The sequence below is a fragment of the Staphylococcus sp. HMSC063A07 genome (assembly GCF_001836955.1).
In the GTDB taxonomy this organism is placed as follows: Bacteria; Bacillota; Bacilli; order Staphylococcales; family Staphylococcaceae; genus Staphylococcus; species Staphylococcus lugdunensis.
In genome coordinates this window covers 9,567-24,470 of record NZ_KV830916.1, presented here as the reverse complement: position 1 = coordinate 24,470, position 14,904 = coordinate 9,567, and the positions used below count along the sequence as shown (strand labels likewise).

The window sequence follows — 14,904 nt, the reverse complement described above, 5'->3', positions numbered from 1 at the left end:
AAAATTGTCCTATATCGTATTGGGAGTGAATATAATGAATAAACAAGATTTACGTGTGCAAAAAACACATCAAGCACTCATGACAGCTTTTCATCAACTGCTAAAAACAAAGACTTTTGAACAAATCACGATTCAGGATTTATGTCATAAAGCAAATATTAGACGGTCAACCTTTTATCGCCACTTTAATGATAAATACCATTTACTTAATCATGTCGTCGGGATTTTGATTGACCATTTCAGAGAACTGTACTTACCTGAAATTAATCCAGATAACCCAAGACAATTTTTTGAAAAGCTAATGACTGATATTTTAACATTTATTCATCATCATAAAGATACGGTTCGTAGCGTTATTACTTTAAATTTTTACGAAGAAGTTTATAACATTTTTTATGATCAAATCTACGCAGCAGTAAAGAAGCAAATCGATTTTGATAAACAAAATGGTCAATTTTATGTAGACGTCACGATTTATAGTGAGTTTTTAACGGGTGGTATTTTAAGTGTTATTACAAATTGGATTCAACATGGTCAACAACAACCTATCGATAAAGTAGTAAATGAAATTGTAACAATTATTTGTGGTGCTAGAGAAATCCATTTGAAGAAATTGAAATAACGTAAAAAAATTTTTAATCCCCAATAGAGACAGACTCAGTAGAATTTGTCTTTATTGGGGATACATTATAACCATTTCATTATGAATAACATGTTTTATTTTTAAAGGTTAATTTATGAATCATTTTTTGTCAGCTTCCATAGTCGGTTAATTCATTTCTGGTATAAGCGTGCATTTTTTGAACATTCACTTTACGCTTCTTGCATGTTTTTGCATCACTTAATTTTCATTTGACATTTTTCCCGCAAACAACACGAGCCACGTGGCAAAAATAAATGGTGCCGTTAATATAGGTAATCCAACTGGCGTAAGCAACGTTGCTAGGGCACCATGCATCACAATCGTTAACAGCAATCCTGTGATAACTGCAATATACTTATTCAATTTAGTCATGAATGTTGCACCTAAAGCAATCCCTGTAAGGACAGCATTATATCCATATAAACCATTTGCGATGGTTGGATAATCTCCACCTAATAATGCAATACATGCAACTGCAAATATACTTGAAATTAGCGCATATACTCCATCTTTAATTGAACCTAAAAAGATACCAATCAATATCAATACACTACCACCAATAGATGTCACTAAGAAAATTTCACTAAAATTCGTCGTTATGCCACTTAACCAACTTATATGATGGTGGCTAATCACTGGATGTTTAACATGTAGTGGTAAAATATCAACAGTAACACTTAATGTTGAAAACTGAGTCGTCATTGCTAGGATTAACCAAGTCATTAAGACAAATGGAAAGGTTAACATAGGAACGCCATAAGACTTTAAAAATTCACGTGTAGCAGCACCTAGTGGCAACGTTAAAATAACACTAATAACTAAAACAATCCAAGCGATAGTGGTTGATTGTAAGAATAACGCCAGTCCAATCGCTGTTAGTACTGAGTTATAACCTGCTAATCCATTGTGAATTTCCTCGGCACTATAATTAAAATATGGTGCCAACAAAACTGACAATGCACTGCCTAATACTGCAGCTAAACCCAATTCCCAATCCGCCACAAATAATCCAATCAAAATAAATAATCCAGTCCATTTACTATTAATCAAGACAACTTGAGCAATGTTCTTCAAAAACACATCTATTTTTTCCACAAACTCACCTTACTTATAAATTTTTGAGATAATACAAATTTTAGCATTTTAATGCTGTGAAAAAAATATTTTTGTATTAGTTATAATTTTATAACAGCAATTTGATGTATAAAAATTTATTAAAAATAGTAAAATACTTGTTAAACTCCTTTAGTAGTTCTAATATGGTTTATGCACTTAAATTTAAATTTAGAAAGAAGGAATTGATTTGCACTTTACACAGCGTGAGCAAGATAAATTAATGATAGTTGTTGCCGCAGAAGTAGCAAGACGCCGTAAAGCACGAGGCTTGAAGCTTAATCACCCTGAAGCACTTGCCCTGATTAGTGATGAATTATTAGAAGGGGCTCGGGATGGCAAAACAGTAGCTGACCTTATGAGTTATGGTAAAACAATTCTAAATGAAGAGGATGTTATGGATGGCGTAGCAAGTATGATAACTGAGCTTGAAATAGAAGCGACGTTCCCAGACGGCACGAAACTTATCACTGTCCATCACCCTATTGTATAAGGAGGCAAATTTATGATTCCTGGAGAAATTAAAGTCAAAAACACTGATATAGAAATTAATCAAGGTCATCCAGAAACTGTTCTTACAGTTAAAAATACTGGTGATCGTCCTATCCAAGTTGGTTCTCACTTTCACTTTTATGAAGCAAATAAAGCTTTAAAATTTGAACGTGAAAAAGCTTATGGCAAACATTTAGACATTCCAGCAGGTGCAGCCGTTCGGTTTGAACCAGGTGACGAAAAAAAAGTACAACTTGTTGAATATGCTGGTCATCGTAATATCTATGGTTTCAGAGGTATGGTCAATGGCAAAATTGATGAAACACGCGTCTATCGCCCTACTGGTGAGCATGATAGCTATGCTGGTGTCTTCAATGACCAAGGTGAAGAAAACCTTAATAAAAAAGGAGGACAAGATTAATGAGCTTTAAAATGACGCAATCTCAATATACAAGCTTGTACGGACCAACTGTAGGTGACTCAGTACGACTTGGTGATACTAATTTATTTGCACAAGTTGAAAAAGATTATGCCAATTATGGTGATGAAGCGACATTTGGTGGCGGTAAATCTATCCGTGATGGCATGGCACAAAACCCAAACGTCACTCGAGATGATCGCAAAGTGGCTGATTTAGTGCTAACGAACGCCCTTATCATTGATTACGATAAAGTTGTAAAAGCAGATATTGGCGTTAAAAATGGCTATATTATGGGTATTGGTAAAGCCGGTAACCCTGATATTATGGACAATGTAGACATTATTATTGGTGCAACCACAGATATCATCGCTGCTGAAGGTAAAATCGTAACTGCAGGTGGCATTGATACACACGTGCACTTTATTAATCCTGAACAAGCTGAAGTTGCACTTGAAAGTGGTATTACAACACACATTGGTGGTGGCACAGGTGCTTCTGAAGGAACGAAAGCAACAACAGTGACACCAGGTCCTTGGCATATCCATCGCATGTTAGAAGTAGCTGAAGCGCTACCAATTAATGTCGGGTTCACTGGCAAAGGTCAAGCAGTCAATCATACAGCTTTAATTGAACAAATACATGCTGGTGCCATTGGCCTCAAAGTACATGAAGACTGGGGAGCAACACCTTCAGCATTGCGTCACGCATTAGATGTTGCAGATGAATTTGATGTACAAATTGCTTTACATGCTGACACCTTAAATGAAGCTGGCTTCATGGAAGATACAATGGCAGCCGTTAAAGATCGTGTACTTCATATGTACCATACTGAAGGTGCTGGTGGTGGACATGCACCCGACTTAATCAAATCCGCATCATATCCAAACATTTTACCGTCCTCTACGAATCCTACATTACCATATACACAAAATACAGTTGATGAACATTTAGACATGGTCATGATTACACACCATTTAAACGCTTCAATTCCAGAAGACATTGCATTTGCTGATTCCCGTATTAGAAAAGAAACCATTGCTGCCGAAGATGTCCTTCAAGACATGGGTGTCTTCAGTATGATTAGCTCTGATTCTCAAGCGATGGGACGTGTGGGCGAAGTGATTATACGAACTTGGCAAGTCGCACATCGTATGAAAGAACAACGCGGTGGTTTAGAAGGCGATACAGAATATAACGACAATCATCGTATTAAACGTTATATCGCAAAATACACAATTAACCCTGCCATTACACATGGTATTTCTGATTATGTGGGTTCAATCGAAAGTGGAAAATTAGCTGATTTAGTCATGTGGGATCCTATCTTCTTTGGCGTTAAACCTGAGCTTGTAGTTAAAGGTGGTTTAATCAATTCTGCTGTCAACGGTGATGCCAATGGTTCTATACCAACATCAGAACCTCAAAAATATCGTAAAATGTATGGCCAATATGGTACAAACATACAACATACAGCCATTACATTTGTTTCTACCACGGCTTATGAAAATGGTATTTATAATCTGCTTAACTTGAAACGTATGGTACGTCCAGTACATGGTATACGTAACTTATCCAAAAAAGATATGAAGCATAACCACGCAACACCAAAATTAGACGTAGATCCACAAACATACGAAGTATTTGTTGACGGTGAAAAAATTACAAGTGAAGCTGCGACTGAATTACCACTAACTCAAAGATACTTCTTATTCTAGGAGGATATGTTAATGATTATTGAAGAAATACAAGGCAATATTGCTAATCTTACTGCAGAAGAAAAAAGTAAACATATTGAAAAAGTGTACCTTGAAAATTCAGACTTGGTTAAACGTATTCAACGCGTGACAACAGATCATGACACTGAACTTGGTATTCGTTTAAGACAGCCTATCGATCTACAATATGGCGATATTTTATATCAAGATGAGACGAATATGATTGTCGTAGATGTTAACTCGGAAGACTTACTTGTTATTCAACCACGCACATTACAAGAAATGGGAGACATTGCGCATCAACTCGGTAATCGTCACCTACCAGCACAATTTACTGAAACTGAAATGCTTGTCCAATATGACTATTTAGTAGAAGACTTACTTAAAACATTAGGTATCCCCTATAGTCATGAAGATCGAAAAGTAAATAAAGCATTTAGACATATAGGACATTCGCATGATTGATCATTCACATTTAAGACTATTCCAGTTTTGTGATTCACAGTTTCCAACAGGTGCGTTCAGTCATTCATTTGGGCTTGAAACTTATATTCAACGCGATGCAGTTAAAGATGCTGCAACATTTAAAGCATGGTTACAATTATTCTTAGATGAACAATTGACTTATTCAGATGGCTTAGCTATGCGCCTCGTTTATCAAGCTTTGGAAGATGGAGATACCGAGAAACTATTAAAAGTCGATCGCTTAATCTTTGTACAAAGTCTCCCTCGCGAAACACGCGTAGGCGCCAAACAAATGGGTACGCGCATGGCGAAATTAGCCAATGAGCTTTATGACAGTGAATGGATGGCTTGGTATCTTAAGCAAATGGCTGAGATGCAAGCTAAGTTGCATCCAGCTATCTGTTTCACCATATTAGGACATTATTTAGGTGTAAATATCGAAACAATTATTGATTATTATCTTTATCAAAATGTTTCCAGTTTGACTCAAAATGCAGTCCGTGCCATTCCACTTGGCCAAACAACGGGTCAACAAGTTGTGAAAGACTTGATTCCTTATATCGAACATACGCGACAACATATTTTCACATTAAATGAGGAAGATTTCGGTATTACAGCACCGGGTCTAGAGTTGAACCAAATGGAGCATGAAAATGTTAATGTGAGAATTTTTATTTCTTAGGAGGTTATAAGTTATGGCAAATCCAATTAAAATTGGTATTGGCGGTCCTGTTGGTGCAGGTAAAACACAATTAGTTGAAAAAATAGTGCGCCGTCTGTCTAAAGATTTAAGTATCGGGGTTATTACTAATGACATTTATACGAAAGAAGACCAAAAAATATTAGTGAATACTGGCGTATTAGCTGAAGATAGAATTATTGGTGTTGAAACAGGCGGTTGCCCACATACAGCCATCCGTGAAGATGCTTCAATGAACTTTGCAGCCATTGATGAGTTGTTAGAACGCAATGAGGATATCGAGCTAATCTTCATCGAATCTGGCGGCGATAATTTAGCAGCAACATTTAGTCCTGAACTCGTTGATTTTTCTATTTACATTATTGATGTGGCCCAAGGTGAAAAGATTCCACGTAAAGGTGGACAAGGTATGATTAAATCTGACTACTTTGTAATTAATAAAACAGATTTAGCTGAATTTGTTGGCGCGTCTTTAGATCAAATGGCCGAAGATACAAAAACATTTCGTGGTAATCGACCTTTTACCTTTACAAATCTTAAAACCGATAATGGTTTAGATGATGTGATTGAATGGATTGAACGTGATGTATTACTTAAAGGATTAGCTTGATGGCTGATAAAGCAAAGCAAGACATCGAACCATCTTGGACAGGTCAGCTCGATTTAACTGTCTTTCATAATGGCAAGCGTTCGGTTGCACGCAATATCTTCTTTGAAAAGGCATTAAAAGTGATGCGCCCTGTCTATTTAAATCAATCTAAAATTCCCACGTTCTATATTGTTAATGTGGGTGGCGGCTATCTAGATGGCGATCGCTATCGCATGAATATTAATATTGATAACGGGGCAGCAGTCACGCTCACATCACAAGGTGCCACGAAAATATATAAAACATTAAGCGATCGCGTTGAACAGTATCAAACGTTTAACATTGCGCAAGATGGCTACATGGAATACGTTGCAGATCCTATTATCGCTTATGAAAATGCGAAGTTTTTCCAACATAACGTATTTAACTTAAAAGATAATGCCTCTATGTTTTATACAGATATATTAACACCTGGTTATTCAACAACTGACAAGAACTTTACGTATCATTATATGCATTTAATTAATGAAATCTATATAGATGAAGCATTAGTCACTTATGATAATTTACTCATGGATCCAAACAAAACCAATATGAATTCAATTGGTTATATGGAGCACTATACACATATAGGGTCAGCCTATTGTATTCACCCGAATATAACACAAAAGCTTATCGATGAGGTCTATGCCCAGATTAAAGATTTTACACAAACGTATGATTGTCGACTTGGTATTACACAATTGCCAACACACGGTTTTACCGTTCGCGTGCTCTCAAACATGACTCAAGACATTGAGACAATTCTATATAACGTTCAAGCTTATATCGCAGATAAATTATATCATCGTAAGCTAGATTTCTTAAGAAAATATTAAACTCAAGAACAAGCACCTTATCGTTGATATTATTTCTAACAATAAGGTGCTTGATTTTATGAATGGCGATGATTTATAATTTTCAGCTTATGTTTGCGATATAAACTTTTTAACAATTTAAAATAAGCGTGAGTCTAGGACATCATTATATTTTAGACTCTGATATTGGCAGTAGTTGACTTGGATTGAAAATACGCTGATACCAAGCTTTATCAATCCTAGTCAACCTTGGCGGGGCAGGACTACGAATTCATAATGAATTTTTCCCGTTCCCTGCTTATATCAATTCTATATCAATATAATCGAAAGAAGGTTAAATAATGAAAAAGCACATGTTGTTTTCACTTTCCATGTGTGCTGTACTCATCCTAAGTGGTTGTGGGTATCAACACCGTGATAATAAAGAAGTAACATTGTCACTACCACGAGAATTTAATCCTAATCAACTTGATGCACAAGGATTTGATGTACCTATGCCAGTGTATAGTGCAGTGTATCAATCGCTCGTAAAATATGGTGAAAATGGCAAAATAGAACCTGGACTAGCTAAATCATGGGACGTATTAAATGATGGTAAAGATTATACCTTTCATTTAAAACAGCATGTAAAATTTAATGACGGATCTAACTTTGATGCATCAGCAGTCAAATTTTCAATAGAAAGAGCCAAAGCAACTGATAAGACAGATCCTATGGAAACGTTGGATAAACTCAAATCCATTACTGTCAAAGATAAATATACTGTGGAGATTAAACTTAAAAAGCCTTCTAACCAAGTGTTACCAGAGCTTACCCAGATTAGACCACTGCGTGTAATGAGTCCGCATGCAGTTCAAGGCGGTAAAATAACTGGTAAATTTAAGAAAGCAATCGGCACTGGGCCTTTCAAAGTAGCCGGTTCGACAAATGAGACGGTGACGTTTAAACCCAATAAATATTATCGTAATGGCCATCCATTAGATTATCGTCTTACTTTTCAATCGATTGAAGATAGTGATTCACGACATCTAGCGATTGAAAGCCATTCCATTGACATTACTGGTGGCGCATTAGGTCAGATGACACCGCAACAAGTTAAGGAATCTTATCGTAACAAGCATTTAACCGTACATAAATATCCAAGCACTGAAACGCAATTTATGGGTTTCAATCCAACTAACAAAGTATTACAAAATAAAAAGATGCGCGAAGCAATAAGTAAGGCTATCAATGTCAATTATCTTTCTTCAAATAAAACGTTAAAAGGTTTATTCCAAAGTGGCGTGCAATATGTAAATAATGCTAATCAAAATGACCATACGTATGCCCCAGCTGAAGCGCAACGCTTGATTAAGCAATTAGGTTATACAAGAAATGGTGATGGTTACTTCGAAAAGGACGGTAAAGTACTTTCACTGAAACTCGCCCTTCAAACGGACGAATTTCCTGAATGGAAAATGAAAGCTGAAATCATGCAACAAGCATTGAAAAAAGCAGGCATTAAGTTGGATATTAATGTCTTAGATGCACAAACCTATTATGAAACATTGACGGTACGTAAAGACTTCGATCTTATCTATTATCGTAGTTATACGAATGGGTTGATGCCTTATAATTTCTTGAATGCACGTTTTAAACAAAATGGTAAACAGCCAGGGGCTTTTGCGGATAATCAGAAATTAACATCAATGATAGAACAATTTCCTACAATTATTAATACGCATCAACAGCAACAAGCCTTTAACCGATTGTCTAATTATATTGACAGCCAATATCTTGCTGTGCCTATCGCATACCCTAATGAAACATTTGTTACGAGTCCTAAGATTAAAGATTTCGACTTCTCTGGACAAACGGACGCACCTATAAACTTTGATAAATTGAAGGTGTCAAATCATGATTAATATCGTTAAACACATCATTAAACTAATGATTTATTTGCTCATTATTTCATTTATACTATTTATTCTGTTAGAAAACACAACCGGCAATCCGGCGATTCAATATTTACATGAACATGGTGTTGCTCAAATTACTCAAGAACGCATCAAGTTTGCGCAAGATAAACTTGGCTTGAGCCAAGCTTTGCCCGTTCGTTATGTTCAGTGGGTTGGCAATGCCTGTACTGGTAATTTAGGAACAAGCTTTAGCAATGGTGAACCCGTTACTGAACGAATTATCAAAGCAACTGCGCCAACACTTAAATTAATTTTAGGGTCAGCGATGATTCTATTTCCACTTGGTTATATTATTGGGTACATATGTGGGAATCATCCAAATCACCTATGGTCAAAAGTCACTACACGTATTGCTCAAATCATCACATCATTACCTGAATATTGGTTAGCGATTATCTTTATTTATTACTTTGGCGTAAAGTGGCACTTATTCCCTTTTGTAGGAAGTAATAGTTGGGCTTATTTTGTACTTCCGATTACGATTTTAGTACTCGTTGAAGGGAGCCATATGATTTTATTAAGCAGCCACCTTTTTGAACAAACATTATATAGTCAACCTTATCAATTAGCTCAATTACGTCACTTCAAATTAAAAGATCGTATTTATTTACAACTGAAAGAAATTTTAGCACCTTTGTTGACGATTACAATTAACAATTTCATTCACTTATTTAGTCGTATCATTATTTTAGAAGTAATTTTTAGTATTTCTGGTTTAGGAAAATTATTAATCAATGGTATAAATATGCGTGATTATCCTTTAATTCAAGGTATCTTAATGATGATTATATTCATTATTTTACTTCTCAATTTCTTTGGAGATATTTTACTTGAAAAAAGTGATCCTCGACTAAAAATGTCTAAAACGTTAGGAGGCCATATAACATATGAAAATTAAGTACTGGATATGGCCTGTCATTATTTTAATTCTAATCATGCTTACCTATCTATTATATGATCAAGCAAATATGATTCATCAAACAGCAGCACTTATGCCACCCACTTGGTCACATTGGCTAGGGACAGATCATTTAGGCCGAGACTTTTTAACTCGCCTCTTTGTAGGAAGTATGGTCACATTGGGATTAACCTCGTTTATCTTAATTGGTACGGTGATACTAGGCCTTATTCTAGGTTTATTGTCAGCAATGATTGGTCACTGGTTTGATTCCATCATGATGGCCCTGGCTGATATGTTAATTGCTTTACCAGCCATTATAATTGCCCTCGTTGTACTTGGATTTATGAATAATTCTATTTTAGGCTTATGCTTTGCCTTAATTATTGGCTGGTTAGGACGTTATTTACGTTATTTTAGAAATTTAGCACGCGATGCGCAAAAGCAACCTTTCGTCAAATATGCGCCATTGAGCGGTTTATCTAAGCTAGAAATAATTATCTATCATATTGTACCTCATTTATTAAGCAATGTGATGGCCTTAGTTACTGCAGATTTCGGTAAATTAATGCTTAGTATTTCTGGTTTAGCATTTATAGGTTTAGGCGTTAAGCCACCCCTACCTGAGTTAGGCGCCATCCTTTATGATGGTAAGAGTTATTTCTATTCTGCACCTTGGCTATTCTTTTTCCCAGGTGTCTTACTAGGAGGTTTCGCATTGATATGTCAGTATCTCAACCGTCGTTTCATTCATTAAAGTCGCTATTACATTTGCAAGATGTCTCTGTCTATCATCATAAAGTTGCTTTACTAAAACAGCTTAATTTAACAGTTAAAGAAGGTAGTTTTCATTGTTTAGTAGGTGAAAGTGGCAGTGGTAAATCATTATTGGCGCGCACCGCACTAAACATGCTACAACCTGAGCTTCACTACACTGGACAAGTGGACATTAACCTTGAAGATACGGATGCAATGTTCCAAGATACAAATAGTAATTTCTTTCAAAATGTGCGTATCCAAAAACATTTCGATGCCTTGTTTGACTCGGTACATTCTAAATTATCAAGACAAGAACAGCATCACTTTGTTGAACGCCAATTTAATCATCTTGGTCTCAAAAACAACTCGAAATTACTTGACTACTACCCTTTTCAACTTAGCGGTGGTATGGCACAGCGCATTGCATTAATTATGTCTATTGTACGAGAAGCCAAATTTCTCATTGCTGATGAACCAACAAGTGCATTAGACTATGATAATCGAAATCATTTAATGCTTTTATTACATCATGTGATACAACAACATGGTATGACAATTCTATTTATTACGCATGATTTAGAACTTGTCATAGATTATGCAACACATATCAGCGTGATGTACGAGGGACAAATCGTTGAAAGTGGTACCTCTAAAGAGGTTTTAACGTCCCCTCAACATCCATATACTCAAAAGTTAATTGACTTAGCAAATAGGAGAACACAATATGTTACAGATTAAGCAATTAAAAAAATCGTATTCTGACAAACAAATATTCACGAACTTCGATTTAACTGTAGGTAATGGTGAGCATTTAATCATTAGCGGCGTAAGCGGGAGTGGTAAGTCTACATTAGCTCAAATCATAGCAGGTCTAGATAAAAACTTTCACGGTAGTGTCAGTTATGACAACTTAGTTCTAGGTAACGTCTCTGACATTGAATGGATGAAATACATTCAATATGTGCCTCAGTATAATGCAAGTACTTTAGACCCTTTAAAGTCAGTGGCATGGATACTTAAACAACCTTTGAAACACTTTGATATACCTGTTAGTGAACATTCAGAGCGACTGCATCAAGTAATGCGACAATGTAAAATAGATGATCATTTACTAAACAAAAAAGTATGCCACTTAAGTGGCGGCCAATTTCAACGTTTATGGATAGCTAAAGCATTGCTAGTTAATCCCGATATCTTAATATTGGATGAAGCGACAACAAATTTAGATGTCATTAATGAAGAATTGATATTACAAATGTTGCGGGAAATGAAAGACTTGCAACTCATTGTTATCACACACGATCCTTATTTATTAAACAGTCTTCCAGGTAAACATTTAGAAATTGCACATGCGTAAGCAATTGAATATGGTATGAAAATGACTTTATAGATATCAAAGCAGTATATTGATAGTACTAAATCGTCGACTGTCATGACCTACCCAGTATTCTCGTCACAATACGAAATACATTTATTTTGAAAAATAAGACGCTACGTATAATTAAATACACAACACTAATTAAAAAATGCATAACAAAAATGGCAGTTTCTATATTATTTCAATAGAAATTGCCATTTTTCTTTAACTCTAAAACGATTTATGTTCTAAATTATTGCATTTATCTTGATTAATGTTTGTCTGTTTTATGTCCTGTTCTAGATTCTGCTTTGGGCTCTGTTAAGGCAGCCTGACGCAATAAGAAAAAGAGTAATAATAAGCCGGCCAACATACCAGTGTGCCCCATTCCTGCAAAGCCTGAAAATGATTCCGGCACATGTTTACCCATGACTTGGAATGAACCTTTTGTAGCCATCATACCAATTGTAGTCAATACGCCAATATTATAAATTACAAAGAACCAATTAAATAAATAATAGCTACTTAATTGAAAGACTTTTTCCAGCCCAATAAGTATTAAAAACATGAACATGCCTAAAATCAATGTATGTGTATGTACGACTGATAATTGTGTATCACCAGTAAAGTTATATGCTTTTGTCAATTCCCGATAGTAAAAGCCACTTAATAAACCTACAATCATATACGTTAAAAATGCATAAAGTAATCTGCGCATCTTCAATCCTCCCTCACATTCTTATTATAAAATAAAATGAATTTCTTTAAAGTGACAAAATAAAGAATGTTCCACTTTTATGTCCCAGACTGTTCTTTTACAACAAAGAAGCCAGTAAATGAAGTTATAAAAATCATTTACTGGCTATTTTTCTAGGAATCATGCCCCAGATTCCACTTTACTACTCTGCTTCTATTAATGCACTTTTATCAACGGTAAGTTGATTGCGTGATAAGTAAACAATGAACATAGCTAACAATGAACAAATTGTTTCAGCCACAAGTAATGACCATACTACACCTGTTAAACCGAAGTATTTATCTAACACAAAGAGCACTGGAATAATAATAAGTCCTTGTGCTAACGCCATAATCATTGCACCACGCCCTTGACCTGTCGCTTGTAACATCCCAGTGAATAAGAAACCAATACCATTTAGTAATAATGATGTCATCGTTACTTTTAACATAAAGGTTGCTAATGCCACAATGTGTATATCGGTACTAAATAGTTGAACAATTGATGTACCAAACAACATCACGATAACCATGCTTACTGCGAAAATCACACCAATTGAAAGTACAACCGCTTCAATCGTATGTTTCATTCGTTCTTTATTTGACATAAAATTATAAGCAATAAGCGGTACAACACCTTCAGCTAAGCCCATAATAATAAGTTCAGGAAATTGTACTAATCTAAATGAAATACCATAACTTGCAATCGCTTCGTTACCATATTTAGCTAAAAACAAATTGAGTATAAGTCCTGTAATACCCATTAAAACAACCATTAAGAAAGCAGGAATACCGATTTTAAAGATATCAACCATAACTTCTTTGCTTGGCAACGCTTCTTTAATATTTGCTGAAATAATATCCTTTTTTACTACAAAATAAATAATAAAGAATAATGCAGCTACAACATTTGAAATTGCTGTTCCTAAAGCAGCTCCTACAACATCTAAATGAAAGCCAAAGATTAAAATAGGGTCTAGAATCATATTTAATACCACACTAGAAAGCATACCTGCCATAGATATCATTGGTTTACCAATTGCTCTAGCAAATTGTTCTAACACAAAGAATAATATGACAGCTGGCGAACTCAAAAACATCACTTTCAAAAAAGAACTCGTAAAGTGTACAGTCTCTCCACTTGCTCCCAATACTTGCGCGATTTGATCTGTAAATGGAAAGGCAAGTGCAGCTACAATAATACCTAATATAAGGCTACTATATATTGAAAAACTACTAATCACTTTACTTTTACTATAATCTTTCGCACCTAACATACGAGAAATAAACGTTCCCCCACCTACGCCAAATAAATTACCAAAAGCCATTAACAAAGCAAAAATCGGCATTGTTAAAGAAATTGCAGAAATCATATGACTGTTATCTAAAAAACCAATAAAGTAAATATTTAAAATACCATATATCACACTTAATAATGAACCAATCATCATAGGTAATGAAAAGTGCATCATAGATTTAAATATGGGTGCTTGTTCAAAATAATATATTTGTTCGTCTTTCATTTTCAAATTCTCCCTTAAATTAATTCGATATCTAATAATTAGATATCTAACTATATATTTAAAATTTAAAGTGACCATGATAGCCATGTATCACTTATTATTATGACTCTATTGCTAAATTGTTTAACATTCGTTTAAAGTAATTTTGTAATTGTAGCTTTTCAACATCAGAAAAATCTTCTAACATTTTTTGTTCAACTTCATCAAATATACCGATAAATGATTCTACAAAAGCTGTTCCTTCTGTCGTTAAGCGTAATATTTTACGTCTTGAATCTTGTGCATCAACCGTACGATAAATCAAATCCATCTTTTCCAAATTCTTTACTGTTGCACTAACAGTAGCGCCTTTACGATTAAAGGCTTTAGAAAGATCCTGTTGTGAAATCCCATCATGTTGATGACGATATAGATAGCCTAGTGTATGGCTTTGTTCTTGTGTAATGCCATACTCATCAAGCTTACGATCAGCATAACGTTTCATCTCATGTGCGAGTGTTCTGATTAAATATTGATACGTATAATTCATATTATGACCTCATTAGTTAGATATCTAACGATTATCATACGCTCTTTTTTAAAATAGTCAACCGATATATTAAAGTTTAAATTTTCAGTTTATAATCAGCTGTTGCCGAATGTCTAATCAGGGATATCATTATGTTTTAGGCTATGAACT

The 14,904-nt window shown here is 35.0% G+C and carries 17 protein-coding genes; 13 read left to right on the top strand and 4 right to left on the bottom strand.

What is annotated here, in order from left to right; translation table 11 throughout:
* The first annotated feature begins 34 nt into the window (after positions 1-34).
* A complete protein-coding gene (locus tag HMPREF2597_RS05135; protein WP_070817216.1) occupies positions 35-622 on the top strand; it encodes a TetR/AcrR family transcriptional regulator in 588 nt (195 codons plus the stop codon).
* 219 nt (positions 623-841) lie between these two features.
* Here the strand turns inward: HMPREF2597_RS05135 and yut are convergent, their stop codons facing one another.
* Positions 842-1,738 (bottom strand): urea transporter, encoded by an 897-nt coding sequence (yut, locus tag HMPREF2597_RS05130; protein ID WP_070817215.1) that lies wholly within the window; start codon positions 1,736-1,738, stop codon positions 842-844.
* Between the two features lie 208 nt (positions 1,739-1,946).
* Here yut and HMPREF2597_RS05125 point away from each other — a divergent pair, with 208 nt between their 5' ends.
* The 12 genes from HMPREF2597_RS05125 (at position 1,947) to HMPREF2597_RS05070 (ending at position 11,967) form a co-directional block, all read left to right on the top strand.
* Positions 1,947-2,249, top strand: coding sequence for an urease subunit gamma (locus tag HMPREF2597_RS05125; protein WP_002478728.1), 303 nt, complete (start codon positions 1,947-1,949; stop codon positions 2,247-2,249).
* A 12-nt stretch (positions 2,250-2,261) separates the two neighbouring features.
* A complete protein-coding gene (locus HMPREF2597_RS05120) occupies positions 2,262-2,669 on the top strand; it encodes an urease subunit beta (RefSeq protein WP_002478727.1) in 408 nt (135 codons plus the stop codon).
* Positions 2,669-4,384: an urease subunit alpha gene (gene ureC, locus HMPREF2597_RS05115; protein ID WP_002478726.1), complete on the top strand. Its 1,716-nt coding sequence runs from the start codon at positions 2,669-2,671 to the stop codon at positions 4,382-4,384. The genes HMPREF2597_RS05120 and ureC overlap by 1 nt, the downstream gene beginning before the upstream one ends.
* Before the next feature lie 12 nt (positions 4,385-4,396).
* The gene (ureE, locus tag HMPREF2597_RS05110) at positions 4,397-4,849 is read left to right on the top strand and encodes an urease accessory protein UreE (RefSeq protein WP_070817214.1); all 453 of its coding nucleotides are present in this window, start codon (positions 4,397-4,399) and stop codon (positions 4,847-4,849) included.
* Positions 4,842-5,531, top strand: a complete 690-nt coding sequence (locus HMPREF2597_RS05105) for an urease accessory protein UreF (protein ID WP_002478725.1) — start codon at positions 4,842-4,844, stop codon at positions 5,529-5,531. Before ureE ends, HMPREF2597_RS05105 begins: the two co-directional genes overlap by 8 nt.
* Positions 5,532-5,544: 13 nt before the next feature.
* The gene (gene ureG, locus HMPREF2597_RS05100) at positions 5,545-6,159 is read left to right on the top strand and encodes an urease accessory protein UreG (protein ID WP_002478724.1); all 615 of its coding nucleotides are present in this window, start codon (positions 5,545-5,547) and stop codon (positions 6,157-6,159) included.
* Complete coding sequence (locus HMPREF2597_RS05095) at positions 6,159-7,016, top strand: urease accessory protein UreD (protein ID WP_002478723.1); 858 nt, start codon at positions 6,159-6,161, stop codon at positions 7,014-7,016. Before ureG ends, HMPREF2597_RS05095 begins: the two co-directional genes overlap by 1 nt.
* 320 nt (positions 7,017-7,336) lie before the next feature.
* A complete protein-coding gene (locus HMPREF2597_RS05090) occupies positions 7,337-8,899 on the top strand; it encodes an ABC transporter substrate-binding protein (RefSeq protein ID WP_070817213.1) in 1,563 nt (520 codons plus the stop codon).
* Positions 8,892-9,851 carry an ABC transporter permease gene (locus HMPREF2597_RS05085; protein ID WP_002460247.1) on the top strand — a complete coding sequence of 320 codons (960 nt, stop codon included), beginning with the start codon at positions 8,892-8,894 and terminating at the stop codon, positions 9,849-9,851. The genes HMPREF2597_RS05090 and HMPREF2597_RS05085 overlap by 8 nt, the downstream gene beginning before the upstream one ends.
* Positions 9,841-10,608, top strand: a complete 768-nt coding sequence (locus HMPREF2597_RS05080) for an ABC transporter permease (RefSeq protein WP_002478721.1) — start codon at positions 9,841-9,843, stop codon at positions 10,606-10,608. The genes HMPREF2597_RS05085 and HMPREF2597_RS05080 overlap by 11 nt, the downstream gene beginning before the upstream one ends.
* Complete coding sequence (locus HMPREF2597_RS05075; RefSeq protein WP_012990747.1) at positions 10,575-11,348, top strand: ATP-binding cassette domain-containing protein; 774 nt, start codon at positions 10,575-10,577, stop codon at positions 11,346-11,348. Before HMPREF2597_RS05080 ends, HMPREF2597_RS05075 begins: the two co-directional genes overlap by 34 nt.
* Positions 11,335-11,967 (top strand): ATP-binding cassette domain-containing protein, encoded by a 633-nt coding sequence (locus tag HMPREF2597_RS05070; RefSeq protein ID WP_002478719.1) that lies wholly within the window; start codon positions 11,335-11,337, stop codon positions 11,965-11,967. The genes HMPREF2597_RS05075 and HMPREF2597_RS05070 overlap by 14 nt, the downstream gene beginning before the upstream one ends.
* A 271-nt stretch (positions 11,968-12,238) precedes the next feature.
* On the opposite strand, the gene HMPREF2597_RS05065 is transcribed toward HMPREF2597_RS05070, so the two are convergent.
* The 3 genes from HMPREF2597_RS05065 to HMPREF2597_RS05055 form a co-directional block, all read right to left on the bottom strand.
* A complete protein-coding gene (locus tag HMPREF2597_RS05065; RefSeq protein WP_002460251.1) occupies positions 12,239-12,685 on the bottom strand; it encodes a DUF2871 domain-containing protein in 447 nt (148 codons plus the stop codon).
* A gap of 181 nt (positions 12,686-12,866) precedes the next feature.
* Positions 12,867-14,225: an MATE family efflux transporter gene (locus HMPREF2597_RS05060; protein WP_002478718.1), complete on the bottom strand. Its 1,359-nt coding sequence runs from the start codon at positions 14,223-14,225 to the stop codon at positions 12,867-12,869.
* Positions 14,226-14,325: 100 nt separating this feature from the next.
* Positions 14,326-14,754 (bottom strand): MarR family winged helix-turn-helix transcriptional regulator, encoded by a 429-nt coding sequence (locus HMPREF2597_RS05055; RefSeq protein WP_002460253.1) that lies wholly within the window; start codon positions 14,752-14,754, stop codon positions 14,326-14,328.
* Positions 14,755-14,904: the final 150 nt, after the last annotated feature.